This is a genomic window from Aquificaceae bacterium (assembly GCA_037481935.1).
In the GTDB taxonomy this organism is placed as follows: domain Bacteria; phylum Aquificota; class Aquificia; order Aquificales; family Aquificaceae; genus Pampinifervens.
Genome location: JBBFKQ010000003.1, coordinates 1 through 25,282, shown reverse-complemented (window position 1 = coordinate 25,282; position 25,282 = coordinate 1). Strand labels below are relative to the sequence as shown.

19 protein-coding genes are annotated in these 25,282 nt (G+C 47.7%); 9 read left to right on the top strand and 10 right to left on the bottom strand.

Going from position 1 to position 25,282, the window contains the following annotated elements; all coding sequences use genetic code 11:
- Positions 1–40: 40 nt before the first annotated feature.
- Positions 41–1,255, top strand: coding sequence for a histidine--tRNA ligase (gene hisS, locus WHS43_03210; GenBank protein MEJ5338647.1), 1,215 nt, complete (start codon positions 41–43; stop codon positions 1,253–1,255).
- On the opposite strand, the gene WHS43_03205 is transcribed toward hisS, so the two are convergent.
- Genes WHS43_03205 through WHS43_03180 form a run of 6 tightly spaced genes read right to left on the bottom strand, consistent with a single transcriptional unit; the run spans position 1,239 to position 7,610 of the window.
- Positions 1,239–2,216, bottom strand: coding sequence for a hypothetical protein (locus tag WHS43_03205; GenBank protein ID MEJ5338646.1), 978 nt, complete (start codon positions 2,214–2,216; stop codon positions 1,239–1,241). The two genes, hisS and WHS43_03205, sit on opposite strands and share 17 nt — an antisense overlap.
- The gene (locus WHS43_03200) at positions 2,206–2,853 is read right to left on the bottom strand and encodes a response regulator transcription factor (protein MEJ5338645.1); all 648 of its coding nucleotides are present in this window, start codon (positions 2,851–2,853) and stop codon (positions 2,206–2,208) included. The genes WHS43_03205 and WHS43_03200 overlap by 11 nt, the downstream gene beginning before the upstream one ends.
- Before the next feature lie 3 nt (positions 2,854–2,856).
- Positions 2,857–4,191, bottom strand: a complete 1,335-nt coding sequence (gene radA / locus WHS43_03195; GenBank protein ID MEJ5338644.1) for a DNA repair protein RadA — start codon at positions 4,189–4,191, stop codon at positions 2,857–2,859.
- A complete protein-coding gene (locus tag WHS43_03190; protein ID MEJ5338643.1) occupies positions 4,188–6,671 on the bottom strand; it encodes a diguanylate cyclase in 2,484 nt (827 codons plus the stop codon). Before WHS43_03190 ends, radA begins: the two co-directional genes overlap by 4 nt.
- An 11-nt stretch (positions 6,672–6,682) precedes the next feature.
- A complete protein-coding gene (gene infC / locus WHS43_03185) occupies positions 6,683–7,198 on the bottom strand; it encodes a translation initiation factor IF-3 (GenBank protein MEJ5338642.1) in 516 nt (171 codons plus the stop codon).
- On the bottom strand, positions 7,185–7,610 hold the full coding sequence (locus WHS43_03180; protein MEJ5338641.1) for a hypothetical protein: 426 nt from the start codon (positions 7,608–7,610) through the stop codon (positions 7,185–7,187). Before WHS43_03180 ends, infC begins: the two co-directional genes overlap by 14 nt.
- A gap of 82 nt (positions 7,611–7,692) precedes the next feature.
- Between WHS43_03180 and smc the strand changes: the two genes are divergently transcribed.
- Positions 7,693–11,154, top strand: coding sequence for a chromosome segregation protein SMC (gene smc / locus WHS43_03175; GenBank protein MEJ5338640.1), 3,462 nt, complete (start codon positions 7,693–7,695; stop codon positions 11,152–11,154).
- Here the strand turns inward: smc and WHS43_03170 are convergent.
- Entirely contained in the window at positions 11,144–13,579 is a 2,436-nt protein-coding gene (locus WHS43_03170; protein MEJ5338639.1) for an ATP-dependent Clp protease ATP-binding subunit, read from the bottom strand. The two genes, smc and WHS43_03170, sit on opposite strands and share 11 nt — an antisense overlap.
- A 75-nt stretch (positions 13,580–13,654) precedes the next feature.
- Here WHS43_03170 and dnaX point away from each other — a divergent pair, with 75 nt between their 5' ends.
- Genes dnaX through WHS43_03140 form a run of 6 tightly spaced genes read left to right on the top strand, consistent with a single transcriptional unit; the run spans position 13,655 to position 19,527 of the window.
- Positions 13,655–15,109, top strand: coding sequence for a DNA polymerase III subunit gamma/tau (gene dnaX, locus WHS43_03165; GenBank protein MEJ5338638.1), 1,455 nt, complete (start codon positions 13,655–13,657; stop codon positions 15,107–15,109).
- Positions 15,063–15,314 carry a hypothetical protein gene (locus WHS43_03160; GenBank protein MEJ5338637.1) on the top strand — a complete coding sequence of 84 codons (252 nt, stop codon included), beginning with the start codon at positions 15,063–15,065 and terminating at the stop codon, positions 15,312–15,314. The genes dnaX and WHS43_03160 overlap by 47 nt, the downstream gene beginning before the upstream one ends.
- Entirely contained in the window at positions 15,304–16,443 is a 1,140-nt protein-coding gene (locus WHS43_03155; protein MEJ5338636.1) for an MFS transporter, read from the top strand. The genes WHS43_03160 and WHS43_03155 overlap by 11 nt, the downstream gene beginning before the upstream one ends.
- Before the next feature lie 13 nt (positions 16,444–16,456).
- The gene (gene nth, locus WHS43_03150) at positions 16,457–17,113 is read left to right on the top strand and encodes an endonuclease III (protein ID MEJ5338635.1); all 657 of its coding nucleotides are present in this window, start codon (positions 16,457–16,459) and stop codon (positions 17,111–17,113) included.
- Positions 17,114–17,120: 7 nt separating this feature from the next.
- Positions 17,121–18,530, top strand: coding sequence for a glutamate--tRNA ligase (gene gltX / locus WHS43_03145; protein ID MEJ5338634.1), 1,410 nt, complete (start codon positions 17,121–17,123; stop codon positions 18,528–18,530).
- A 40-nt stretch (positions 18,531–18,570) separates the two neighbouring features.
- Positions 18,571–19,527 carry a magnesium transporter gene (locus WHS43_03140; protein ID MEJ5338633.1) on the top strand — a complete coding sequence of 319 codons (957 nt, stop codon included), beginning with the start codon at positions 18,571–18,573 and terminating at the stop codon, positions 19,525–19,527.
- A gap of 1 nt (position 19,528) precedes the next feature.
- Here WHS43_03140 and WHS43_03135 read toward each other — a convergent pair whose 3' ends face one another.
- Positions 19,529–22,309, bottom strand: coding sequence for a glutamine-synthetase adenylyltransferase (locus WHS43_03135; GenBank protein ID MEJ5338632.1), 2,781 nt, complete (start codon positions 22,307–22,309; stop codon positions 19,529–19,531).
- 56 nt (positions 22,310–22,365) lie between these two features.
- Here WHS43_03135 and WHS43_03130 point away from each other — a divergent pair, with 56 nt between their 5' ends.
- Entirely contained in the window at positions 22,366–22,818 is a 453-nt protein-coding gene (locus WHS43_03130; protein ID MEJ5338631.1) for an Rrf2 family transcriptional regulator, read from the top strand.
- On the opposite strand, the gene WHS43_03125 is transcribed toward WHS43_03130, so the two are convergent.
- Together WHS43_03125 and WHS43_03120 are read right to left on the bottom strand one after the other, a co-directional pair.
- Complete coding sequence (locus tag WHS43_03125) at positions 22,815–24,920, bottom strand: ribonucleoside triphosphate reductase (GenBank protein ID MEJ5338630.1); 2,106 nt, start codon at positions 24,918–24,920, stop codon at positions 22,815–22,817. The two genes, WHS43_03130 and WHS43_03125, sit on opposite strands and share 4 nt — an antisense overlap.
- Positions 24,921–25,027: 107 nt before the next feature.
- Positions 25,028–25,282, bottom strand: a 255-nt coding sequence (locus WHS43_03120; protein ID MEJ5338629.1) for a hypothetical protein, incomplete at its 5' end; no start/stop codon positions are given.

Below are 25,282 nucleotides of genomic sequence, written 5' to 3'. Positions count from 1 at the left end.
ACTGTAGAGTGTCAACCCTGGAGGACTATAATTAATCTCTATGCCTGAGTTTCAGGGTGTAAGAGGCTTCCATGACCTTTATGGAGAGGAGCTTAAAAAGTTCAGATACCTTTCTGACTTCATAAGAGAAAAGTTGAGGCTGTATAACTTTGAGGAAATAGTGCTTCCAGTTGTGGAATACCTTGAAGTTTTCCAGAGGAGCATAGGTGAGGTTACGGACATAGTGCAGAAGGAGATGTTTGTCTTTCAGGACAGGAAAGGAAGATGGCTTGCCCTCAGGCCAGAGGGCACAGCTGGTGCGGTCAGAGCCTTTGTCCAGAACAAGCTATATGCACTAAAACCCTACGTAAAACTCTTCTACGAGGGGCCCATGTTCCGCTACGAGCGTCCACAGGCAGGGAGATACAGGCAGTTTCATCAGCTCGGTGCTGAAGTTTTTGGAAGTCTGGAGCCTGTGGTGGATGCCGAGCTCATACAGCTCCTTTATGAGATACTCTCTGAGCTCGGTGTGAGGGTTGTGATAGAGATAAACTCCATAGGTTGTAGGGTCTGCAGACCAGCCTACAGGCAGGCACTCACGGAGTTTCTCAATGGTGTAGAGGGCCATCTCTGTGAGGTATGCCTTGACAGAAAGGACAGGAACCCCCTCAGGGTTCTAGACTGCAAGGTGCCCACCTGCAAAGAGGCGGTGATAGATGCACCCAAGATGGTGGACTTTCTCTGTGATGAGTGCAGAGAGCATTACTCAAGCCTCAAAGAATACCTCAACTCCCTTTCCATTCCCTACAGGGAGAATCCAAACCTTGTCAGAGGCCTTGATTACTACACAAAGACTGTCTTTGAGGCTGTTTCTGAGGAGCTCGGTATTACTGTGGTGGCGGGCGGCAGATACGATTATCTTGTGGAAGAGTTTGGTGGTCCACCCACTCCGGCAATTGGCTTTGCTGTTGGGCTGGAGAGGCTTTCCATGCTTGTTAAAAACTCCCCCTCAGAAGACCCTCTCTATCTGGTCATACCCTTTGGTAATGTGCTTGATTATGCCCTTCAGGTGGCGAAGGCTCTCAGGGGGGAAGGCAAAAGGGTTGAGTTCTCCTACAGAAAGGGAGGCCTCAAAAAGCAGCTTGAACTTGCCAACAGGCTGGGAGCAAACTACGCTGTGATAGTTGGTGAGGAAGAGAAGTCTGGGGGCTTTTACACACTCAAGGATATGGATTCTGGGAATCAAGTCAGGGTGGAATTTACTCCCGCTTTTTGAACTGTATAAAGGCGGTGTAGTGCTTCCTGAGGCTTATCTTCAGCCTAAAGCCGTATTTTTCAAGTATCCTGCGTGTGAGCTCAACACCAAGCCCCATACCATGATTTTCAACAGGGCTCATATCGTTTCTTACCACAAGAAGGTCCCTTCTGCTGCATGTTTTTATGTGCACGAACCCTCTTGAGTGCTTTATGGCATTGCCTATAAGGTTATACAGCACATCCTGAAGGTCTTCTCTGTTCATACGCACATAGAGGTCTCTGACTTTCAGGATTAGCCTTTTGCCTTCTTTTTCCTCTTCAAAAAAGTTGAGGATTTCCTCTACAAGCTCCTTTAAGTTAAGGAGTTGCCTTTTGTCAACTCTGTCCTCCATCACCGGGTTTATAAAGAGGCTGAGCTCCCTCTGAACCTTTTCCAGGCTCTTTTCTAACCTTTTAAGGTTCTGGTCTTCTGGATGGGATTTTTTAAGTATTGCGAGCAGAACCCTCTGGGTTGCCAGAAAATTTCCAAGCCTGTGTGCAAGAGAGAGCAAGAGCCCCTTAATCCACTCTTCCTTTTCTCTGAGCCTTGTAAGGTAGCCCTCCACCACCCTCTGGTAGAGAAAAACTAGCGTGAAAACAAGGAAAAATTCCAAAAAAAGAAGCCTCTTTACAAGGCTGTCAGTTCTCTCCTTGAGGAATTCCTCCCTGACCCCAACCCTTATGGTCCTCAGGGGATTGGTGGGGTCCTCAAAGATGTAAATTCTGTGCTGGCTTCCTTCCGGCGGATTTATGAGAAAGTCTTCGTCGCCCCTGTGCTGTGGGTTTTGAAGATAGTTAAGAAAGTGCTGGTAGGCAATCCTGTAAAGGCTCTCCTCACCCAGCCTTTTGAGTTCAAGAAAAACCACCAGATTTATCAGGCTTAAACCGGCAACAAGAAGCAGAGAAAGAGAAAAGTAAAGCCAGAACTTCTCAGCCTTCAACCCTGTATCCCCTTCCCTTCTGAGAGGTTATAAAGCCCTCAGGCAGAAGCCTCCTGAGGTTTTTTATGTGAGCCCGGACCACCTCATCCCCAACTGGCTCATCTCCCCACACATAGTTGAGAAGCTCTTCTGTGGAGACAAACCTTCCCCTGTTTTCCACCAGATGCTTAAGAAGAAGCCACTCTTTTCTGCCAAGTCTTATTTCTCTGCTCTCGACCCATACTCTGCCCGCTTGAAGGTCTATTTCAACCCCTCCCAGCTTCAGCCTTTCATCCCTTACAACCCTTCTGTGTAGAGCCCTGAGCCTGAGTAGAAGCTCCCTGGGTTCAAAGGGTTTTGTCAGATAATCATCCGCACCCAGAGAAAAGCATCTTTCTTTGTCCTCAAGCCTTCCCTTTGCTGTCAGAATAAGCACGGAGGTTTTATCTCCCTTCTCTCTAAGTCCTCTCAGAAGCTGCTCTCCGCTCACATGGGGCATCATCAGGTCAAGCACTATAACATCGTAGGAAGACACCTGAAGAAGGTCAAAAAACTCCCTGCTGTCGTATATCCAGTCCACCACAAAGCCTTCTGACCCTAAGTATTCTTTAAGAGACTCCCCCAGTAGTCTGTCATCCTCCACAAGAAGCACCTTCACAGTCTAAATTATAAACTCAAGGGCCTCCTTTATATGCCTCACACCAGCCACTTCCATACCCTCCACTTCTATACTGCAGCCCGCTGGAATTATGGCCTTTTTAAAACCGAATCTGAGCCCTTCCCTGAGTCTTTCCTGTGCAAAATGGATTGACCTGACCTCTCCAGAGAGACCCAGCTCTCCAAAAACGAGCACATCACCCACAGGTTTTTCCTTTACTGAGCTTACCACTGCAAGGGCAACCGCCAGGTCTACCGCTGGCTCTTCCACCCTCACACCACCCACTATGTTCACGAACACATCCCTGTCTCTTGTAAACACCTTTGCTTCCTTTTCAAGCACTGCAAGTATGAGAGATAGCCTGTTAGGGTCAAATCCCTGGGTTCTTCTCTGGGGAGTGGTATATAGCGCCTGTATGGTGAGAGCCTGAACCTCCAGAAGCACGGGCTTGCTACCCTCCGTATGCGGGAATATAACGCTCCCCGAGGATCCAGCCCTTTCCTGAAGGAAAAAGGCTGAAGGCTCTGGCACCTCCTCAAGCCCCGACCCAGACATCTTGAATACGGCCACAGTGCCTGAAGCGCCGAAACGATTCTTTACCACCTTCACCACCCTGTAGAAGTTAAACCTCTCTCCTTCAAAGTAGAGCACCGTATCCACTATGTGCTCCAGCACCTTTGGACCAGCAAGCACGCCCTCTTTGTTCACCTGACCCACGAGGAAAAGGGGAATGTTGAGGAGCTTACAGGCTTCTGATAGCCTGAAGGCACACTCCCTGACCTGTGCCACAGAGCCCGGAGAAGATTCAAGGTTTGAGCTGTAAAGTGTCTGCACCGAATCTACTACAAGAAGAGAAGGCTTTTCTTCCCCAAGGGTTTCAATAATAGTCTCAAGGTTCGTCTCCGGAAAGACAAGGAGGCTCTCTGAGCCAACCCCGAGCCTTTTTGCCCTTACTGCAATCTGTGAGGGTGATTCCTCACCGGAGATGTAGAGAACCGGTCCGTAGATTCTTGAAAACTCTTCACATACCTGTAGAAGTAGCGTGGACTTGCCTATCCCTGGCTCACCCGCAAGAAGTATGACCTGTCCCTTTACCAGTCCACCACCCAGTGCCTGGTCAAGACCCGAGAAACCAGTGCTGAGTCTGAAGCTTTCCTCCCCTTCCCAGCGGAAGAGGGGTTTTGGATGATGCTTTTTTTCTAGAACTCTGGCAAGGCCCTTTACTTCCACCTCTTCCACCATTGAATTCCAGGCACCGCAACCAGGACACTTCCCGAGCCATCTTGAGCTTGAATATCCACACTCCTGGCATACGAAGAGGTTTTTTACCTTTTTCATGGAATTACTCTGTCCCTGCCCTCCATCTTTGCCATGTATAACTTGCCGTCCGCAACCTTTATGAGCTCGTCCACATCTTCACCATTGTCGGGAAATGTAGCCACTCCAAAGCTGGCACTGATGCTTACAGGCTTTAATCCTTCGGCGTAGACCACGCTTCTTTTTATGGCTTCTCTTATCCTGTTTGCCACTGCGACTGCGTCGGCCCTTGATGCGTCGGGAAGGATAACTATAAACTCCTCACCCCCCCACCTGCCTGCTATGTCCATACTTCTTATACTCCTCGTCAGCACCTCAGAAAAGGTCTTGAGACATAAGTCTCCCGTCTGATGCCCATATGTGTCATTTATTTTTTTAAAGTGGTCAAGGTCTATTAGAAGTATAGCTAAGGAACTCCTGTTTCTTTTTGCCTTTTCCAGTTCTTTTTGTAGAAACTCTGTTACAAACCTCCTGTTATAGAGATTGGTAAGAGGGTCTCTTATGGAGAGTTCCCTGTTTATTTCTATTAGTCTCAGGTTTGATAGGAAGGGTGTAAAGGTATTAACGAGGTTTTCTATAAACTCTACCTTTTCCTTATCAAAAAAGTTTTCCTTCCGAGATATCATACTTAAAAGAGCTATTGTCCTTCCTCCAGATACCACAGACATACACATATAAGAACCATAAATGGACTTGAAAGAAGGACATGAATACGCTTCTCTGTCCCTTACAAGGAAGGGCTGAGTGCTCTGAAAGACCTTACACAGGGAAGGGTCCTGACCTTCCTCAAGACACTCTGTGTATTCTCTGTTTCCATAGATAATTCTGTCAACTACCCTGTTCAGTGAGGGATTAATCCTATATACAGCAAACGTGTCCACTCCTGAAATTTTTACAAGCATGTGTGCAAGAAGATTGTAGGCTTCGCCTTCTGAGCCACATCTGTTTAGGTTAAGGATAAAATCATGAATGCTTTCAAGTTCCCTTGTCTTTCTCTCAATTTCCTCCTCAAGTTTCAGCCTGTCTGTTATATCTCTTGCAACTATGAGTATGTAAGGTGTGCTGTTCATGTGAACCTTTGTTGCGGTTATTTCCACAGGCAGTCTGTTTCCATACATATCTTTATAATACCTCCTGCCCCTTACAACTTCATCTCTTCTCACAATTTTTTGTATGTTCTGGATTATAAACTCTGGGTCTGCATCCACTATCTGGAATATGGTCATCTGTGTAAGCTCCTCTTCCGTGTATCCAAGCTTTCTTACAGTTGCCCTGTTTGCTAGCTTTATGGTCCCGCTATCCGCTTCGTATACGATAATCATATCTTCTGTAGAATTCATAATCCTCCTGTAGTTGTCAAGCTCTCTTGCTATGGTTTTGTGGGACAGTGTTTCCTGAGTTATGTCTCTGAGCATCAGTTTTATCCTTCCTCTAATCTTCTGGGACTCTACAAAAAGATAGCTGGCAGAGATTTCATAGGTCTTGTCCTTCAATGCAAACCTGTATTTTTCGGCTTTTCTCTCTCTCAATAATCTTGAATACACATAAGACCAATCCTTATCTGGGACAACTTCCGTAATATCATGGTCTATTAGATTACCAAAAAGTTCCACAGCCTTTGCGTTCATCCAGACTATTACCTGGTTTGAAAAGATGTCAAGAACTTCAAAGGTAGGCTCGGGAAGAAGATTTAAAACATCCTTTGCGTGTCTGAGCTTTGTCTCAAGAAACTTCCAGTATCCTTCGTAGGCATTCCTCGCTATATCCCTGTTGCTTATTACTCCTACGGCGTAACCCTTACTATCCACCACCACAAGCCTTCTTATGTTTTTCTCCTCCATTATCTTGAGGGCAAGCTCTGCCGGAGCGTCCTCGTCTATAGTTATCACAGGTTTACTCATGTATAACCTTACGGGGGCAGAAAGGTCTATACGGTCAAACAGCTTTACAATGTCCCTCTCGGTTATTACACCTGCCGGCATACCGCCTATCAGCACGGGTAGAGCTCCTATGTTCTTTTCCTTCATAAGCTTGAGGCACTCAAGGAGATTTGTATTTTCTCCAACCCATACCAGCTCCTTATCCAGAAGAAGGTCTCTGACCTTCATTCTTCTTTTGAAAAAGTCCTCCTCCAGATGGCTCAGCACCTTCTCCATTGTAACAGTTCCCATAAACCTGCCTTCGCTGTCTACAACCACAAGCCTTCTTATGCCGTTCTCTACCATAAGACTGAGGGCGTAATAAATGTCTCTGTATTCTCTTACCGAAATCAGGCTCTTTGAAGCGAATTTGAGAGCATTTTCTTCAAGGGATACACTCTCTGTGATTAACCTTAGAAGGTCCCTTTCTGTTATTATCCCTATGGGAACTTCTTTTTTCATGAGAAGCACATAGCCCTTTCCTCCCTCCCTCATTTTTTCAAAGGCAGTTTTCAACGTGCATTCAGAAGGACACACTGGTTCTTCACTTTCAATTATGTCCGCCACTCTGAGACTGAGCATGAATAAAAAATTTATCTCTTTTTAGGCAGAAGTGAAAAGATTAAAAAATTTCCCTCCTTCTTTATAGAGGATTCAAGCTGCCCAACGTCTGAAAGCTCTTCCACTATTCTGTTTGCCAGCTTGTCGCCCAGCTCTGGATGAAGATGTTCCCTGCCCCTGAACCTTATCCTTACCCTCACCTTGTCTCCATCCATAAGAAATTCCCTCATGTGCTTGAGCTTTACCTTCAGGTCATGCTCGTCAATCCTCACAGATAGCATCATGTCTTTGACTTCAATGGCGTGTTCCCTCTGCTTTTTCTTCGCTTCCTTTTCCTTCTTCTTGAGCTCGTAGAGAAACTTCCCGTAGTCAAGTATCTTACACACAGGGGGGTTTGCCTGAGGGGCCACTTCAACCAGGTCAAGTCCTTTTTCACTGGCTATCCTCAGAGCTTCCTGAATTGGAATTATGCCTAACTGCTTTCCATTTTCATCTATGAGCCTTACCTCCTTTGCCCTTATCTGCCTGTTTACCCTATATTCCTGCAAGACCACCTCCTTTAAGTTGTTTTATAAGCACATAGAGAGAAAGCAGGAAATTCATAAAAAGAATCACAGTTGAAAGCATGGAAACCCTTCTGAAGAGGACCCTTCTTGGCTCGTTGTAATCAAGAAGGTCTATGTCCCCCAGCTTTCTCTTGTAGTTTTTTAGCCAGTATGAGATGCCCACGTTTAGCCCAAGACCCAGCATGAGAAGTAGAGCGTAGACCTTTGCATCACCTAAGATAAGATACAACAAAAGCAGTAAAAAAGCAAGTTTGTAAAACCTCCAGAGCAATCTCCCATAAAGACTTCCTGCAAAGTCCTTATTCCTCTCAGCTCTCAGAAGCACTGGCGCAACTAAGAAGACTAAAGCAAAGAGAGAACCGCAATACAGAGCTATCAGAATTTCAGAAGCCATTCTTCCCTTTTACTTTGCTCTGAGACCCTTGCTGTGTTTTTAACTTTTCCTAACATAACTGTTTAAATTATACTATTACTCTGTGAAAGCCTGGATAGAAAAAATAACCTTAGAGGGGTTCAAATCTTACGGAAAGGAGAGGGTAGAAATACCACTGGGACAGGGCTTCATAGGCGTTGTGGGTCCTAATGGTGCAGGCAAGTCCAACATAGGCGATGCCATATCCTTTGCCCTTGGTATAGCCACTGCAAAGACCCTGAGGGCAAGGAATCTCTCCTATCTCATATACTCAAAAGACTCTGACAGGGCAGAATACGCCTATGTGGAGGTTCACTTCAAAAACCACGGACTCTTCCCCCTTCAGGATGAGGACATAGTCATATCAAGAAAGGTCTATCAGGATGGAAGGACGGTTTTCCGGATAAACGGGGCGGTTGTCAGAGAGAAGGACCTTATGGATTTCCTCTCTAAGGCAGGCATATACGAGAATGCCTACAATGTGGTGCTTCAGGGGGATATAGTCAGGTTCTTAAAGATGACGCCAGTGGAGAGGAGGAAGCTTCTTGAAGAGATTGCAGGGATTGAGGAGTATGAGGAGAAAAAGCAGAGAGCGCTTGCAGACCTGGGAGAGGTGGAGCTGAAGCTCAGAGAGCTAAGGCTTCTTATGGATGAAATGGAAGTGCAAATGGAAAAGCTAAGAGAGGAGCTCAAAAGGCTTAACCTCTACAGGGAGCTGGAGGAAAAGAGAAGGAGCATTGACATACGGCTCACCCTCAAAACTGCTTATGAGCTGAAAAAGTCGGTGAATGAGGTATCCGAAAAAATATCCTCAAAAGAGGAGGAACTCCAGAGGCTGAGAGAGCGGATAAAAGCATACGAGGAGAGGCTCCTGCATGTGGAGAAGGAGCTAAAAGATGTGAGTGAGAACCTCTTTCCTTTCAGGGAGAAGGTAGGAAGGCTCTCTCAGTCTATAGAGAACATGGGTCAGAGCCTAGAAAAGCATGAAAGAAGGATTGATAACCTCCGGAAGGATATTTTCTCCACACAGGAGCAAATAGCTTCACTTGAGAGGCAAAAAGAGATACTTCTAAGGGAAGAGGAAAATCTGCTCAGAGCGATTGAAGGGGAGGAAGTGGAGCTTCTTGGCACAGAAGAATCTGCAAACCTGCTCTGGAAAAGCATAAAGGAAAGGGAGGAAAGCCTGAAGGTTTCCCTTGAGGAGATGGAAAGGACGGAGGAAAAGCTCAGGGAACTCAGCACATCGCTGGAGGAGGCAAGGAAAGAGCTTTCAAGAATGGAGCTCAAGCTCAGAGAACTGGAGCTCAAAAAAGAAAGGGTAAAGGAGGATATGGAAAGGCTCAGAGAAGAGGAGAGAAAGATAAAGGCAAACATGGGGGAATCTCTCATGAAAAGGGAAAACTACCAGAAAATGCTGAAAGAGGAGGAAAGGTCCATAAGGGTAAAAAAGGAAGAATACCAGAGGCTGGAAGAGAGGCTCAAAAAGATAAGGCAGGAAAAGGAGGAGGTTCTCAAAGAAATTGCAATGCTGAAGGGCAGGCTTCAGAGCATGCCGCCCGAAGAGCTTCCCTTTGAAGGCATAGAGGGTGTTTATGGGAGAGCGTCTGGTCTCATAAAGGTGAGAGACCTTGAATACCTCAGGGCGGTTGAGGTCGCTGGGGGTGGAAGGCTCTCCTACATAGTGGTGCAGGATGAAGATGTGGCAAAGAGGTGCATACAGAGGCTCAAAGAACTTAAATGGGGGAGGCTTAACTTCATACCACTGAGCAGAATAAGGGAAACAAACCTTCCTCCCTATCCACCAAGGCATAGGGGTGTGATAGACTTTATAGTGAACCTCCTTGAGTATGAGAAGAGGTTCGAGAAAGCCATACGCTTTATCTTTGGGGACACGCTCCTTGTGGACGGCTTTGACACTGCCAGGGGCCTGGGGAACTCCTACAGAATGGTAACCCTTGATGGGGAGCTTTTTGAAAAGAGCGGTGTTATCAGTGGTGGACACAGCGAGGAGAGGGGTGAGCTGGGAAGAGGTTTTTATCTTGAAGAGCTCAACAGGCTTCTCCAGCTTGAAGAAAAGCTAAGGGAAGAGGAAGCTAAGGAAGAAAAGCTCCTGAAAATGCTCAGAGATGAACTGCTTGAAAAGGAAAGTGTCATAGCCATACTTCGCAGAAGGCTGGAGGAGGTGGAAGAGACAGACAGGTCTGGATACGAAAGGCTAAAAGACATACAGGAGAAGTTGCAGAAGGCTGAAGAGTATGTGCATATACTTGAAGGAGAAAAGGAGGAAACAAAGAAAAAAACCTTATCCCTGAAGGAAGATATATCCTACCTTGAGGAAAAGCTGGAAAACCTCAGCATAAAGAGGCAGTCAGTGCTTCTTCATTACAGAGAGTCCGGCGTGGAGGACCTGAGGCGCGAATACGAAAAAGAGAAGCAGAAGATGGAGAAGCTCAGAGAATCCATACACTCCCATCAGTTAAAGCTGAGAGAGCTTCAGATAGAGAAGGAGAGCCTTCAGAAGGAGATTGGGAGAAAGCTTGCCTTTGTTGAAAGCGCTCAGGATGAGATTGAGAAGTTAGGTCTTGAACTGGAGGAACTCCGCAAAGAAAGGCAACAGCTGGAGGAAGAGCTAAAGCATGTGAATATGCAGGCCTATGAGCTATACAGGAAAAAAGACAGGCTTGAGGAGGAGCACAGAAGCCTTCAGTCAGAGCTTGGAAGGCTCAGGTTTCAGGAAGAATCTCTCAAAGAGGAACTTCACAGGCTCTGGCTTGAGAGGGCAAAGCTTGAAGAGAGATACAAGGAGAGCCTCAGCAGGCTAAGAGAGCTTGGCTATGAGGGGGAGGTGGTGGAGATAAAAGAGGGCTCCGGAAGGCTCAGAGAGGAGCTTTCAAAGGTGATAAAGGAGCTATCTTCCCTTGGTAGCGTAAACTTCAAGGCTGAGGAAGAATACAGGGAATATGAGGAAAGGCACTCAGATTATCAGGAGCGATACAGAAGGTTAAAGGAAGAAAAGGAGTCCATAAAGGAGCTCATACAGGAAGTAGAGACAAAGAAGCTCAGAGCTTTTATGGAGACCTTTCAGGCGGTTGACAGAAATCTCAGAAGAATTTTCTCAGAGCTCTCACCCGGTGGTAAGGCATACATGGTGCTTGAAAGGGAAGATGACCCGCTTTCCGGGGGTGTAAGCCTGGTGGTAAAGCCCAGAGGCAAGGAGGTGCAATACCTGGAGGCTATATCAGGTGGAGAAAAAACCCTTGCTGCCCTGTCCCTCATATTCGCCATACAGGATTACAGACCATCACCCTTTTACTACTTTGATGAGGTGGATGCACACCTTGATGAGGCCAACGCAAGAAGGGTGGGAGAGCTCTTGAAGGAGAGGTCAAAAGGTGCTCAGTTTATTGTGGTTACACTGAGAGAGGTACTCGCCAGCTTTGCAGACAGGGTAATAGGTGTAAGCGGAAGAGGGGGGCTATCCAGGGTCTTTACCCTGGAAAACCCGGCTGAGCTCCTCACTGGTTAAAAATCGCCTCCAGCTTCTCCTTCTTCTTCACCGGCTTTATGTAGGGCTTATCTTCCTTGACCCTTATCTCCACGAGCTCCACATCTGCGAGAGTTCCCTTCAGTAGCTCCTCCGCCAGAAGGTCTTCCACATGGTGCTGAAGTGCTCTTTTCAGACTTCTTGCACCGTATTCTGGCTTGTATTCCCTGTCTATTATCCAGTCTACAAAACTCTTGTGTAGCCTTACCTTTACATTCCACTCATGAAGGCTTCTGTTTACCTGTTCAAGCTGAAGCTCAAGTATCTTTACCACATCCTCCTTCTCGAGCGGTCTGTATACTATGACTTCATCGAGCCTGTTGAGAAACTCGGGGCTGAAGCTCTTCTTTACCTGGTCAAGCACATTCTTTTTCATCTGCTCGTAGTCTATCATGCCAAACTTCTTCTCAAAGCCCATCTGAGAGCCGTGGGCAATAAGCCTTGCACCCAGGTTGGAGGTCATTATGATTATGGTGTTGGCAAAATCCACCGTTCTTCCCATGGCATCGGTAAGCCTTCCGTCGTCAAATATCTGGAGGAATATGTTGAAAACGTCGGGATGAGCCTTTTCTATTTCATCAAAAAGAAGCACCGAGTAGGGCCTTCTTCTTACCTTCTCCGTGAGCTGTCCGCCCTCTTCGTAGCCCACATATCCCGGGGGTGCACCCACCAGCCTTGAGACTGTATGCTTTTCCATGTATTCGGACATATCAAACCTGACAAGGGCCTCTTCAGAACCAAAGAGATACTCTGCAAGAGCCTTGGCAGTTTCAGTCTTTCCCACTCCCGTGGGTCCAAGGAAGAGGAATACACCTATGGGCCTGTGTCTGCCCTTGAGTCCAACCCTTGACCTTCTTATGGCTCTTGCTACAGCCTTTATGGCATCATCTTGCCCTATCACCCTCTTGTGAAGCTCTTCCTCTATATGCAGTAGCTTTTCCATATCGTTCTCATGTATCCTCTTTACTGGTATACCCGTCCACCTTGCCACCACCTCTGCCACATCCTCCTCTGTTACCTTAGGCCTGTTGGCAGCCATTTCCTGTTTCCACTTGGCTTTGAGGCTTTCAAGTTTTGCTCTTAGCCTGAGCTCTTCGTCTCTGAGCCTTGCAGCCTTTTCGTAATCCTGCTCGCTTGCTGCCTCCTCCTTCTTCTCCTCAATCTCCTTTATCTTCTCCTCTATGTCCCTTAAATCAGGCGGCAACTGGTATGCTCTGAGCTTTACAAGAGAACCTGCCTCATCTATCACGTCTATTGCCTTGTCTGGCAGGTTTCTCTCTGTTATGTATCTCTCAGAGAGTGTCACAGCCTTTTCTATGGCTTCAGGCTTGTATTCCACATTGTGAAACTCCTCAAACTTGGATTTAAGACCGTAAAGTATCCTTATGGTATCTTCCTGAGAGGGCTGGTCCACTATGATAGGCTGGAACCTTCTTTCCAGAGCGCCATCCTTTTCTATGTATTTCCTGTATTCGTCAAGGGTAGTAGCACCTATAACCTGTATTTCACCTCTTGCAAGGGCTGGCTTTAGCATGTTGCTGGCATCTATTGAGCCCTCTGCAGAGCCAGCTCCCACGAGAGTGTGTATCTCATCAATGAAGAGTATCACGTTGGGCGCCTTTTCCAGCTCCTTGAGTATGTTCTTGAGCCTCTCCTCAAACTGACCCCTATACTTCGTTCCAGCCACGAGGGCTGCAAGGTCAAGGGCAACAACTCTTTTGTTGAGAAGCGGGTCTGGCACCTGCTTGTAAGCTATTCTCTGGGCAAGGCCCTCCACAATGGCAGTCTTTCCAACGCCAGGGTCTCCAAGAAGAACAGGGTTGTTTTTTCTCCTTCTAACCAGTATCTGTATAACCCTTTCTATCTCCTTTTCCCTTCCTATGACAGGGTCAAGCTTGCCTTCCCTTGCCATCTGGGTAAGGTCTCTTGAAAACCTGTCAAGGTTTGGTGTGGGTGCATACTTGGTGGTCTCCTGAGGGGGCAGTTCTCCCAGTATCTGAAGAACCTCCCTTCGGACAGAGTATTCATCCAGCCCGAAGCCTCTGAGTATCCTTCCTCCAAGCCCTGTCTTTTCCCTGACTATGCCAATGAGAAGGTGCTCTGGACCCACAAACTGATGGTGGAGTATGCGGGCTTCTTCTACTGCAAACTCAAGGACTCTCTTGGCGTCTGGTGCAAAGAGTATCTCGCCTGAATGGCTCCCGCGCGTTATCTGACCCATTATGGCCTTGCGCACCTTTTCCTGGGTCAGTCCAAAGCGGGTAAGCACAAGGGAGGGAAGGTCCTCTTCCCTTATGAGCGACAGCAGTATGTGCTCGCTGCCAAGGTATGTATGGCCAAGCTCTATAGCTTCCTCCCTTGCCTGGAGGATAATCTGTCTTGCCTTTTCCGTAAATTTCTCAAACATGCTTCACACCTCTCTTATAGAATAAAGATAGGGAAGGCTGAAAGTTTTGCAAGAAGGATTATACTATTTAACAGCATGTATGTCCCTTTTGCAAGAAAATACAGACCCAGACGCTTCTCCGAGGTGGTAGGTCAGGATGTGGCAGTGCGTGTTCTCAGGAATGCGGTAAGGCTGGGCAAGCTTTCCCACGCCTATCTCTTTGCAGGTCCAAGGGGAACGGGGAAGACTACCCTTGCAAGAATACTTACAAGGGCAATAAACTGTCTTCAGCCAGAAGAGGGTGAACCCTGTGGAAGATGTGAAAACTGCCTTGCAATAGACAGAGGAAGTTTTCCAGACCTCATAGAGATAGATGCCGCCTCCAGTAGAGGAATAGATGACATAAGGGCCATAAGGGATGCAGTATCATACGCACCCATAAGGGGCAAATACAAGGTCTACATACTTGATGAAGCCCACATGCTCACCAGAGAGGCCTTCAACGCCCTTCTGAAAACCCTTGAAGAGCCACCACCAAGAACCATCTTTGTGCTGTGCACCACAGAGTATGAGAAGATAATGCCCACCATCCTCTCAAGGTGTCAAAGGCTTATATTCTCAAAGCTCAGAGAGGAAGAGATATCAGAGTATCTGAAGAGTATATGCGAGAGAGAAGATATCCAGTGTGAGGAAAAGGCTCTGATAACCATAGCAAAGATAAGCGACGGTGGTATGAGAGATGCACTTTCCCTGCTTGACCAGCTAAGCACCTACGGTGAGGGCAGGGTAAATTCTGAGGTCCTTGAGGAGTTTCTTGGTATAGTATCTCAGGAGAGGGTGAGGGATTTTCTGAGAATGCTCCTGAGCTCGGAGGTGGATTCCGCCCTTGCCTTTCTCAATGACCTGAGCCACAGGGGCTTTAACCTGCCCAGGTTCTGGGATTTTCTTGAGGAGGAGCTCAGAGGTCTTATACTCTACAAAAGCCTGAAAGAGCCAGAGAAGGTTATGGCGGTGGAGGACTTCCACAGGAGCATGGGGAACATACCGCTGAATGCCCTTCTATATGTGGAAAAGGTGCTAAACACTGCAAGGCTTGATGCAAGAAGCAGAGACTTCCTGAGAGCCTGTGAGCTTGCGGTCATAAAAACTCAGATAGTAAGGGACATAATGCCTGTGGGAGAGCTTCTGAAGTATCTGCAGAGCCCACAGAGCTCTTCTGCAGTAGTGCAGGAGCAGAGCGAAAGACAGGAAGACCCTCTCAAGTCCCTTGAGGGCAAGCTGGATACCCTTGTGATGGAGGTGCTCAGAAGGTCAAGGTATGAGTTCAAGGAGGACAGGCTTGTTTTTTACATAAGGGAGAAGGACCTTACCGAGCAGGACATGCAAAGGATAAGGTCAATAAACCCAAGGATTGACTTTGTGGTGGAAAAGGCTCAGGAAGAATCTGGTCTTCCACCCTTTGTGGAAAAGGTGAAGGACATGTTCGGTGCCAAGATAATCAGCCATGAGCAGAGAGGTAAAAGCAAGGGTGCTTCTGGTAAGGGTTCCTAAGGAGAAGATAGGGCTTTTTACATCCCTTGTAGATGGCTCTGGCAGGTATGCCATAGTGCGGACAAAGGAAAAGTCATCCGATGAGGTCTATCTTATTGCTACTCCGGACACATACAGGGGGCTTTTAGAGGTTCTGGAAAACATAGCCTCCTTTCTCCCCGAGGTCAGAATTCTGTGTGAGGTAGAGCACATAGATGTGGGATAAGGGGAAGGCTTACAGGTTCATATTTCTCATGGGTCTTGTGAGCCTTCTTTCCGACTTTACCTACGAGGGGGCAAGAGGCATCATCGGTCCGTATCTTGCCTTTCTTGGTGCCTCCGCCCTCTGGGTAAGCCTTGTATCTGGACTTGCTGAGCTACTGGGATACTGGGTGAGACTCCTTTCTGGTCTTGTCTCCGACAGGCTGAAAAGTTACTGGGCTTTTACCCTTGTGGGCTACGCTCTGAATCTTTTTGCAGTTCCGCTTCTTGGATTTGCGTTGAGCTGGCAGAGCGCAAGCCTTCTTCTCTTTCTTGAAAGGGCTGGCAAGGGTCTGAGGACCCCATCAAGGGATGCCCTGCTCTCAAGGGCAACTCAGGTGGTGGGTCATGGCAGGGGCTTTGGGCTTCATGAGTTTCTCGACCAGCTGGGTGCGGTTCTGGGTCCTGTCTGTGTTGCACTTGTCCTCTTCCTTGGGCTTAGCTACAGAAGCGCCTTTGTCCTTCTCTTCTTGCCGGCAACGCTTGCCATGCTTTTGCTCCTCATAGCCAGAAGGTCACAGGTTGATAGAGCTGAATTCAAAGGGACCTCGTGGCAGAAGGGCTCTCTGAGTAAGAATTTTTACCTTTACATGCTTGCTTCGTGTCTTGTATCTATGAGCTTTTTACAGTTTCCACTTATTGGCTTTCACCTCTCTCAGAGGTTAAATTTTAACGGCTGGGAGGTTGCCCTTCTCTTTGCCTTAGCCATGGGAGTTGATGCCCTCTCTGCCCTTTTCTTTGGTTTTCTCTACGACAGGATTGGCTTTACTTCTCTACTTCTGGGGCTATCTGTGGGAATTTTCTCTCCCATTTTCATCTTCCTTACAGGCCAGCCTGTGATTGCTGTAATTTTGTGGGGCATAAGCCTCGGCGTTCAGGAGTCCATAATGAGGTCTGCAGTTGCAGAGCTCTCTTCTGAAGGTGCAAGGGGAAGGGCTTACGGTCTTTTCCACTTTTTCTACGGCCTTTCCGCCTTTCTCGGTGGTGCACTGATGGGTATGCTATACGAGTTTTCCTTACAGATTCTTGTGCTGTATTCAATCCTGCTCCATCTTCTGGCCCTCGGGCTTCTATTCAGGCTAAGGCTGTCTTAAAATACAAAAACTTATGAGAAAGGAAGACCTTCCAACAGTCCTCCAGATAATGAAAAGAGAATATCCCAGGTGGCACGCCCCTATCGTCAAGCTCATAGCCCAGAAAAGAAAGGACCCCCTCAGTGCCCTCCTCTGTGCCCTCCTCTCCACAAGGACAAGGGATGAAACAACAGCAGAAGTCTGCAAGAGGTTTTTAGAGAGGATAAAGAGTCCCCAGGACCTGCTCAAGATGGATCTGGATGAGCTCCAGAGGCTCATACATCCCGTGGGCTTTTATAGAAACAAGGCAAAACATCTTAAGGAGCTTGCAAGACAGCTTGTGGAGGAATTTGGTGGAAAAGTGCCGGATACAATGGAGGACCTTCTCAGGCTCAGGGGAGTGGGAAGAAAGGTGGCGAACATAGTGCTTTCAGAGGGCTTTGGAAAGCCTGCCATAGCGGTGGATGTGCATGTGCACCGCATAAGCAACCGCTGGGGTCTGGTAAGGACAAGAAATCCAGAGGAGACAGAGAAAGCCCTCATGCAGGTGGTTCCCCAGGAATACTGGAGGGACTACAACAGACTTCTCGTGGCCTTCGGTCAGACTATATGCAGGCCCGTAAGGCCAAAATGCGGAGAATGTCCCGTGAGCGCATGGTGTGACTATTACAGGAATAACTACGGGCTATAATATTCCCATGGTAGTTTCACGCTTTGCACCGAGCCCCACAGGATACCTGCACCTGGGGAACGCAAGAACCGCCATATTCAGCTACCTCTTTGCAAGACATCATGGAGGAAAGTTTATCCTTAGGGTTGAGGACACGGACAGGGAAAGGTCCACAGAGGAGTTTGAGAGGATGCTTCTTGAGGACCTTCAGTGGCTTGGAATTGAGTGGGATGAGTTCTACAGGCAGTCGGAGAGGTTTGACATATACAGGGAGTATACACAGAGACTTCTTGAGAGTGGACACGCCTACCCCTGCTTCTGCACGGTGGATGAACTGGAAGAAGAACGCAAGAAGGCGGAGGAAAGAGGAGTGCCCTACCGCTACTCGGGCAAGTGTAGAGTTCTCAGCAGGGAGGAAGCGGAAGCCTTCAAGAGAGAGGGCAAGCCCTATGCTATACGCTTCAGGGTGCCCGATGGAAGGGTTGTTGTCTTTGAAGACCTCATAAAGGGGCACATAGCCATAAGCGTGGATGACTTTGGAGATTTTGTGATAGTGCGGAGCGATGGGACACCCACCTACAACTTTGTGGTGGTGGTGGATGATGCCCTTATGGGTGTCACCCATGTGGTAAGGGGCGAAGACCACATACCCAACACACCAAAGCAGATACTCATCTACGAAGCTCTGGGTTTTGAGATTCCAGAGTTTGCCCACCTACCCGTCATACTGGGAGAGGACAGGAGCAAGCTCTCAAAAAGACATGGAGCGGTTTCTGTCAGAAACTACAGAGAGGAAGGATACCTGCCGGAAGCCCTTTTTAACTTTCTGTGCCTTCTGGGCTGGTCCCCCCCGGAGGAAGGGAAGGAGATATTTTCAAAAGATGAGCTCATACAGCTTTTCAGGCTTGAGGATGTTAACTCATCGCCTGCGGTCTTCAGCAAGGAAAAGCTCAGGTGGATGAACGGGGTATACATAAGGGAAGTTCTCTCCCTTGACAGGCTTGTGGAGGAGTTTATGCCTTTCCTCCAGAGGGCTGGATACGAAGTAGACAGGGAATATGTAAAAAAGGTCCTTGAAAGAACCAGAGACTCCTTTGAAACCCTGCTTGATGGGGTTGAAAGATTAAAGCCCTTCTTTGTGGAAGAGATAAGCTATTCAGAGCAGGCTATGGCGGTGCTTGAGAACGAGCACTCAAGGGAAGTGCTTGAGCTTTTCCTGCAAAAAGCTCAGGAGGGCGAGCTCAATGCTACCAGAGTGAAGGAAATAGCGAAGGAGATACAGAAGGAGCTAAATCTGAAGGCAAAGGATGTGTGGCATGCCCTCAGAGCCTGCCTCACGGGAGAGCTGGAGGGTGTAGGAGTGGACATAATCTGTGATGTGATGCCCACGGAAAAGGTTCTGGAAAGAGTTGCAAGGGCACTCAGGCTTCTGGGCTGATTTTAACGGAATATTAAGATTGGTCTGATAGACTATACACATGGACAGGGGAGCCTTTTATGAGACTGCAAAAGCTCTTGCAGTTGTTGATGTGCCAATAGCACATCCTGAAAACACTGTGGAGGAGACCATTGAAAGGATACTTGGCAAAAAGTATGTCTCCGCCTCTCACATAGTGGTTCTTGAGGGAGGGAAGCTTGTTGGAATAGTTACGGCAGAGGACCTCTTCAGTGCAGGTCCCGAGGACAGGATAGGTGGCATCATGGACTCAGACCCCCCAAGGGTAAGCCCAGATACAGACCAGGAGGTGGTAGCATGGCAGGCGGTGCAGAAGGGCGAATACGCCATGCCCGTTGTGGACCACTATGGATACTTTCTTGGACTCATACCACCCTTCACCCTTCTCAGAGTTTTGCTTCAGGAACATGAGGAAGACCTCTCAAAGATGGCGGGTATTCTGGGACCAGACAATATGGCTGTGTCTTATGGGAGTGCAGACCTTGGCAGAAGAGTCCTCTACAGGCTGCCCTGGCTCCTCGCTGGTCTTGTGGGTGGATTTCTAGCCGCTGGAGTGGTGGGCATGTTTGAAAAAGAGCTGGAAAGGCATGTGGCTCTTGCCTTTTTTATACCAACGGTGGTTTACCTTGCAGATGCTGTGGGAACGCAGACAGAGGCTCTCATAGTCAGGGCTCTTGCCCTGAGAATACCTGTAGACATAGGAAGGGAAACCAAAACAAGCAGTGCCATAGGCCTTGCCCTCTTCTTTTTCAGTTTCTTTGCAGTATCCATCTTCTGGAAGGATATGAAAATCGCCCTCGTTGTCTCTCTTGCCATACTTCTTGCTTCAACGGCGGCCGGCTTTGTGGCCTCTTTGCTGCCCATGTTTCTCAAAAGGCTTGGCTCGGACCCAGCACACGGAAGCGGCCCTCTTGCCACCGTGTTGCAGGATATAATATCGGTCTTTGTCTACTTCCTTGTAGCCTCTCTCCTTCTCTGAATCAATCAAAGACCTCAAGAAAGATATCCCTCAGCCTCTTCATGCTACCCATAACCTTTTCCTGAAGCTCCTCTGTCTGCATGCCCAGCGAGCTTGCTACCCTTTTCATATCCTGAGGTCCAAGTAAAGACCCTGCCCTCTCCTTTGAAAGCCTGAGCCTTGTTTCCACAAGCCTGAGAAAAGTGTAGTGCTCTTGCACCTCTTTGAGAACCGGATACTTTTCCATAAGCCTACCACAGGCTCTTATCATTGAGGGTTCTCTTAGCCTTTCTAAAAGGCTGTAATACTGAATGAGAAACTCTGCGTCAATAAGCCCTCCGGGAGAGAACTTGAGGTCCAAAATTTCCTTTCCCTTCTTTGCGTTGCCCTCAAGGGCAAGCCTCATATCCCTTATTTCTCCCCTTTCCTTTTCACCCAGTGGCTTTTCAAAGAGAAAGCTTCTGAGGAGCCCTTCAAACTCCTCTGCAAGCTCCTGCGGTCCAGCTACGTATCTGCATCTTGTCCATGCAAGTCTTTCCCATGTCCTTGCCTGAGACTGGAAGTATTCTCTGTAAAAGCTCATGGAGGGAGCTATTTCTCCGGCGCTTCCCATGGGTCTGAGCCTGAAGTCCACATCGTAAAGGTAACCCTCCGAGGTATGCTTTGTGAGAAAGGCAATCAGTTCCTGAGCTTTTCTGGTCTTTTCCTCTCCGGATTCTCTGCACAGGAAAACAAGGTCAAGGTCAGAGCCAACTGTGAGCTCTTTGCTTCCATACTTGCCAAGGGCAAGAAGAAGCATGTCCTCAAACCCGAGGTCTTTCCACAGTCTTCGCAATAAAAAGTCTGCAAGGTCTGAGAGCTTTTCAAAGAAGCTGAAGAGCTTTCTGTATCTGTCCTCCTTCTTTACAAGATACACAAGAGCTATTCTTATCTCCCAGACCCTTTTAAACCTTCTGTAGAGATTCTCCGGGCTGAGCCCCAGTGTGCTTCTGTATTTTTCAAACTCTTCAGTGAACCTTTCCTCCTCAGGAAAGTCCTGATAAAGGGTGAGCACATCCTCCACAAGGTCTGGATATCTGCTTATCAGCGTGGAAAGGTAAGATGAGAGAGAAAAGACCCTGCAGAGGCTTTTGCTTACGTCTTCCTTTGCAGGGCTCAGGATTACCTTCCTGCCTGTGGGGTTTGAAAAGAACTTATCAAAGTTGGAAAGGGTTTCATCCGGGTCTGTGGTCTGAGCCATACTTTCAAGAAGCTGAGGAAGGACTTTTATAAATGTCTCTTTTTCCTGAGTGGACAGCTTTATGCCCTCCCTTCCGCTTATGTAGCTAAGGAGTATGTTAAAGGCTCTTACTGGCTCTCTAAAGCCGTAGCCGTTCAGGATTTCCCTTGCCTCTTCCAGATCGCTGTTCAGCAAGGCTCTCTGAATAGGATGGAGCTCCTCCTCTACCTGTGAGGGCATTATCTGAGAAAAGATAAGGCTTACACCCTTTGTGAACTTTTCATAGCTGTCCCTGAGCTCCTGCTCCTTCATGCCCATAGCCTTTGCAAGCCTTGGGAAATCTGCTTCTGAAAAGCTCTGCGTTTGCGTGCAGGAATAGAGCTGAACCTTGTGTTCAAGCCTTCTGAGAAACTCGTAAGCCCTCTCTAAAAATATGGCTTCTTCCCCAGAAAAGACCCCCTTCTGACTCAGCTTCCATATGGCCCTGAAGGTGTTGCTCTCTCTGAGGAAAGGAAACTTTCCCCCCAGAAGCAGAAGCAGGGACTGAACTGCAAACTCCACCTCCCTTATACCACCCTCTCCCGTCTTTATGTTGTTTCTGCCAAGCAGTTTCTTCTTTGCCTCACTGGCTATCTGTGCCTTTATAAGCCTTATCTCCTCCAGTATTCTGTAGTCCACAGACTTTTTAAAGACAAAGGGCTCTTTTACTTCCCTTTCAAAGGCCCTGTAAAGCTCTTCATCTCCCGCACAGTATCTTGCTCTCAGAAGGGCGAACCTCTCCCACGTTCTACCATAAGACTCATAGTAGAGCTCTGCGCTTCTGAGAGACATGCTTACAGGTCCAGATTTGCCAAAAGGTCTCAGGTCAAGGTCCACCTCGTAGGGCTTGCCCTCCGGCGTTATCTGGGTCATGAGCCTGAAGACTTTCTGGAAAAACCTCGAGAAGAACTCGTTCAGAGTTAACTTCCCCGCCTGTCCCCTGTCTGTGGAATGTATGAACATTATGTCTATATCTGAGTAGTAGTTGAGCTCATAGCTTCCCAGCTTCCCGAGGGCTATCACGCATCCTGTGGCAGGTCTTCCCTCTTCATCCAGAGGCTTTCCGTATTTCTCCACCGCCTCTTTGTAAGCTCTCCTGTAGGCAAGCTCTAACATGGCATCAGGAAGCTGTGAGTATTCCTGAAGAAGCTCCTCGTATCTGGCAGTGCCAAGTATCTCCTTTGCCATTATTCTCATAAGCTCCCTGTGTCTGTAGTAAGCGAGGGTCCTTGAAAACTCTTCATCGGACATACTCTCCCACACGAGACCCTCCAGCTCCTTCAGATAGGTTTTTTTGTCTTTGAAGACATACCACAGACCTGGTATGGTTCTCTGAAAGTCCTCTGGATGGTTTATAAGAAACTTCTTTATACACTCAGACTGGTCAAGGAGCTCAAGGAGCAGTATGAACCTTCTATCGTTCAGGTAGTCCAAAAGGCTCTTAGGCTCAGGATGTTTGCTGAGTAGCTCCTCAAGGCTTTCCTTTGCCTTCTTGAGATTGTTTACCCTTTCTTCCGCCTTTTTCCACCAATCTGAGGGAAACATGCTTATATTCTAATTTCACTTTGCAAAAAAGTGCTTCTGGCATATAATTTATTTTCATGATATACTCAGAAACTGTTAAATATGCCCTTCTGGCCCTTGCGTACCTTGCCCTCAACAGGGACAGGCTTGTCAAGGTGGAGGAAATTGCAGAAGCCCAGAGGATTCCAAAGCCCTTTCTTTCAAAGATTTTTCACAAACTGGCAAGGGAAAGGGTTTTAAAGTCCTATAAGGGCCCAACCGGCGGTTTTACCCTTGCCGTCCCACCTGAAGAGATAACCATCATGGATGTTATACGCTACCTTGACGAAGAATACAAGCTGGATTACTGTGCTCTAAGACCTGGAAGGTGTGAAGAGTGGCAGAGCTCACCCTGCGTGGTCCATCACAAGTGGACTGAACTCAGAGAAAGAATACTTGAATACCTGACCACCACTACCGTGGCAGAACTTGCAGATGTGGAAGGCAGGCACAGGCATGAGCCCGCCCACGCCCAGAAAAACTCGGGTTAGATAGCATACTCCAGCCTCTGTCTGAACTCCTCCTGCTTGCCCCTGTTCCACCTTTGCACAGGCCTGTAATATCCCACGACCCTTGAGTAAACCTCTGCAGGTTTTCCACACTGGGGGCAATGGAAGTGTTCGCCCCGTATGTAGCCGTGGTCTTCACAGACGGAGAAGGTAGGCGTAATAGTGAGGTATGGAATGGGGTAATTTTCAAAAGCTCTTTTTATAAACCTTGCCACTGCCAGTTCACTAGGAGATTCCTGTAAGAAGGCGTGTATGACAGTTCCGCCCGTGTAGAGGGTCTGGAAGTCCTTCTGATGTTGAAGCACTTCAAAGAGGTCATCGGTATAGTTTACTGGCAGATGGGTTGAGTTCGTGTAGTAAGGTTCTCCTTCTCCTGCTGTTATTATGTCGGGATATTTCATTCTGTCTATCTTTGCGAGTCTGTAGGATGTTCCCTCCGCAGGCGTCGCTTCAAGATTGTAAAGATGTCCTGTCTCCTCCTGAAAATCAGAAAGCCTCTCCCTCATGAACTTAAGAACCCTTATGGCAAACTCCTTGCCCTCAGGCTCTGCTATGGAGACACCAAGGAAGTTAAGGCATGCCTCGTTCATGCCAACAAGACCTATGGTAGAAAAGAAGGTGTCAAAGGATTGCAGATACTCCCTTGAGTAAGGCATGAGACCCCTTTTCAGGTTCCTTTCTATGACTTTCCTCTTTATCTCGAGGCTATCCTTCGCAAGCTCCATAAGTTCATTAAGCCTTTCAAAAAACTCATCCTCGGACTTAGAAAGGTAGCCTATTCTGGGCATGTTTATGGTTACAACTCCTATGGAGCCTGTCTTGTCGGCGCTTCCAAAAAGACCACCCATTCTGTTTCTGAGTTCCCTCAGGTCAAGCTGGAGCCTGCAACACATACTTCTTACATCCCCCGGCTTCAGGGAGCTTGATATGAAGTTTTGAAAATAGGGTATGCCGTATTTTGCGGTCATCTTCCATAAGAGCCTTGCATTCTCCGAGTCCCATTCAAAGTCAGGAGTTATGTTATAAGTGGGTATGGGGAAGGAAAATATCCTGCCTTCGTTGTCCCCTTCCATCATAACTTCCATAAAAGCTCTGTTTATGATGTCCATCTCCTTCTGAAATTCTCCATAGTATCCTATGTCGGGCCTTTCTCTACCTCCAACTATGACAGGTCTATCCTTCATGTCTCCTGGAACAGTCCAGTCAAAGGAGAAGTTTATGAAAGGTGCCTGGCCTCCCCATCTTGAGGGGACGTTGAGGGAAAAGACAAGCTGTTGAACAAGCTGTTTAACCTCATTATAGCCAAGTCTGTCTGCCCTCACGAACGGTGCAAGGAAAGTATCCACTGAGTTGAGAGCCTGAGCACCTGCAAACTCCATCTGCGTCACACCAAGGAAGTTGACCATTTGACCAAGAAGAGAAGAGAGGTGCTTTGCAGGACCTGCGGTAACCCTCCCAGGACCACCTCTAAAGCCCTTTCTTAATAGGTCTTCCATAGACCATCCTGCACAGTATCCCACTATGCCATGGGAAAGGTCATGTATATGAAGGTCCCCCTCTCTGTGAGCCTTTGCAATCCTTTCAGGATATACGTGGGTGAGGGTGTAGTGGGCTATGACGGTCCCCGCGGTGTGGAGCATTAAACCGGAGAAGGAGTAGCTTGCGTTGGCGTTTTCCTGAACCCTCCAGTCTTGCTGGTATACATAGTCCTGAACGACTTTTTCTGCATCAACTATGGCCTTTGATATATCTCTGATTTCCTCCCTCTTCTTTCTGTAAAGGATGTAGGCCTTCGCAACCTTTGCGAAGCCATGGAGGATAAGCACTTCCTCCACTATATCCTGTATCTCCTCCACATGAACCTTTTTCTTTTCCAGACTCAACACCTTGAAAACAACCTCCTCCACAAGCTCCTCCGTAGTAGAAGCATCCACTGGCTCATCAACAGCCCTGAAAGCCTTTGAGATTGCCCTCTCTATTCTGCCCCTGTCAAAGCTAACAATTGCACCATCCCTCTTTACCACTTCTGGCAGGGCACCTCTGGAAGATGCAGACCTTTCTCTGGGAATGTCCACTTTCAGCATATTTTACCTCCTTAATAGTTTATTTACTTTAAAATCTTAAATAGAGTTTTTTGGAAAAACAAGACAGGGAAAGACCTTAAGGTATGCCCTTCTCTGTAATTCGTTCCCTAAACCTGGGGAACTTCAAAGGTTTTTTCGGATACTTCAAACCATACCAGATAGTCCTTCAAGCCCACCACCTTCCCCACCACCATAACTGCAGGGGGCTTAACCTCAGGAGGACTCACAGAAAGCTCCCTGAGGCTAGTTATCACAACCCTCTGCCCAGAGGTTGTCCCCCTCTCCACAAAGGCAACAGGCTCATCTGGACTCCTACCCACCTCCATGAGCCTCCTTGCTATCTCCTGCCTGTTAGAAACAGC

Excerpts from the sequence above, each read along its gene's own strand:
- hisS (MEJ5338647.1), top strand. The coding sequence starts at position 41 with ATGCCTGAGTTTCAGGGTGTAAGAGGCTTCCATGACCTTTATGGAGAG.
- radA (MEJ5338644.1), bottom strand. The coding sequence starts at position 4,191 with ATGAAAAAGGTAAAAAACCTCTTCGTATGCCAGGAGTGTGGATATTCA.
- WHS43_03190 (MEJ5338643.1), bottom strand. The coding sequence starts at position 6,671 with ATGCTCAGTCTCAGAGTGGCGGACATAATTGAAAGTGAAGAACCAGTG.
- WHS43_03180 (MEJ5338641.1), bottom strand. The coding sequence starts at position 7,610 with ATGGCTTCTGAAATTCTGATAGCTCTGTATTGCGGTTCTCTCTTTGCT.
- WHS43_03170 (MEJ5338639.1), bottom strand. The coding sequence starts at position 13,579 with ATGTTTGAGAAATTTACGGAAAAGGCAAGACAGATTATCCTCCAGGCA.
- dnaX (MEJ5338638.1), top strand. The coding sequence starts at position 13,655 with ATGTATGTCCCTTTTGCAAGAAAATACAGACCCAGACGCTTCTCCGAG.
- WHS43_03160 (MEJ5338637.1), top strand. The coding sequence starts at position 15,063 with ATGAGCAGAGAGGTAAAAGCAAGGGTGCTTCTGGTAAGGGTTCCTAAG.
- WHS43_03155 (MEJ5338636.1), top strand. The coding sequence starts at position 15,304 with ATGTGGGATAAGGGGAAGGCTTACAGGTTCATATTTCTCATGGGTCTT.
- nth (MEJ5338635.1), top strand. The coding sequence starts at position 16,457 with ATGAGAAAGGAAGACCTTCCAACAGTCCTCCAGATAATGAAAAGAGAA.
- gltX (MEJ5338634.1), top strand. The coding sequence starts at position 17,121 with ATGGTAGTTTCACGCTTTGCACCGAGCCCCACAGGATACCTGCACCTG.
- WHS43_03140 (MEJ5338633.1), top strand. The coding sequence starts at position 18,571 with ATGGACAGGGGAGCCTTTTATGAGACTGCAAAAGCTCTTGCAGTTGTT.
- WHS43_03135 (MEJ5338632.1), bottom strand. The coding sequence starts at position 22,309 with ATGTTTCCCTCAGATTGGTGGAAAAAGGCGGAAGAAAGGGTAAACAAT.
- WHS43_03130 (MEJ5338631.1), top strand. The coding sequence starts at position 22,366 with ATGATATACTCAGAAACTGTTAAATATGCCCTTCTGGCCCTTGCGTAC.
- WHS43_03125 (MEJ5338630.1), bottom strand. The coding sequence starts at position 24,920 with ATGCTGAAAGTGGACATTCCCAGAGAAAGGTCTGCATCTTCCAGAGGT.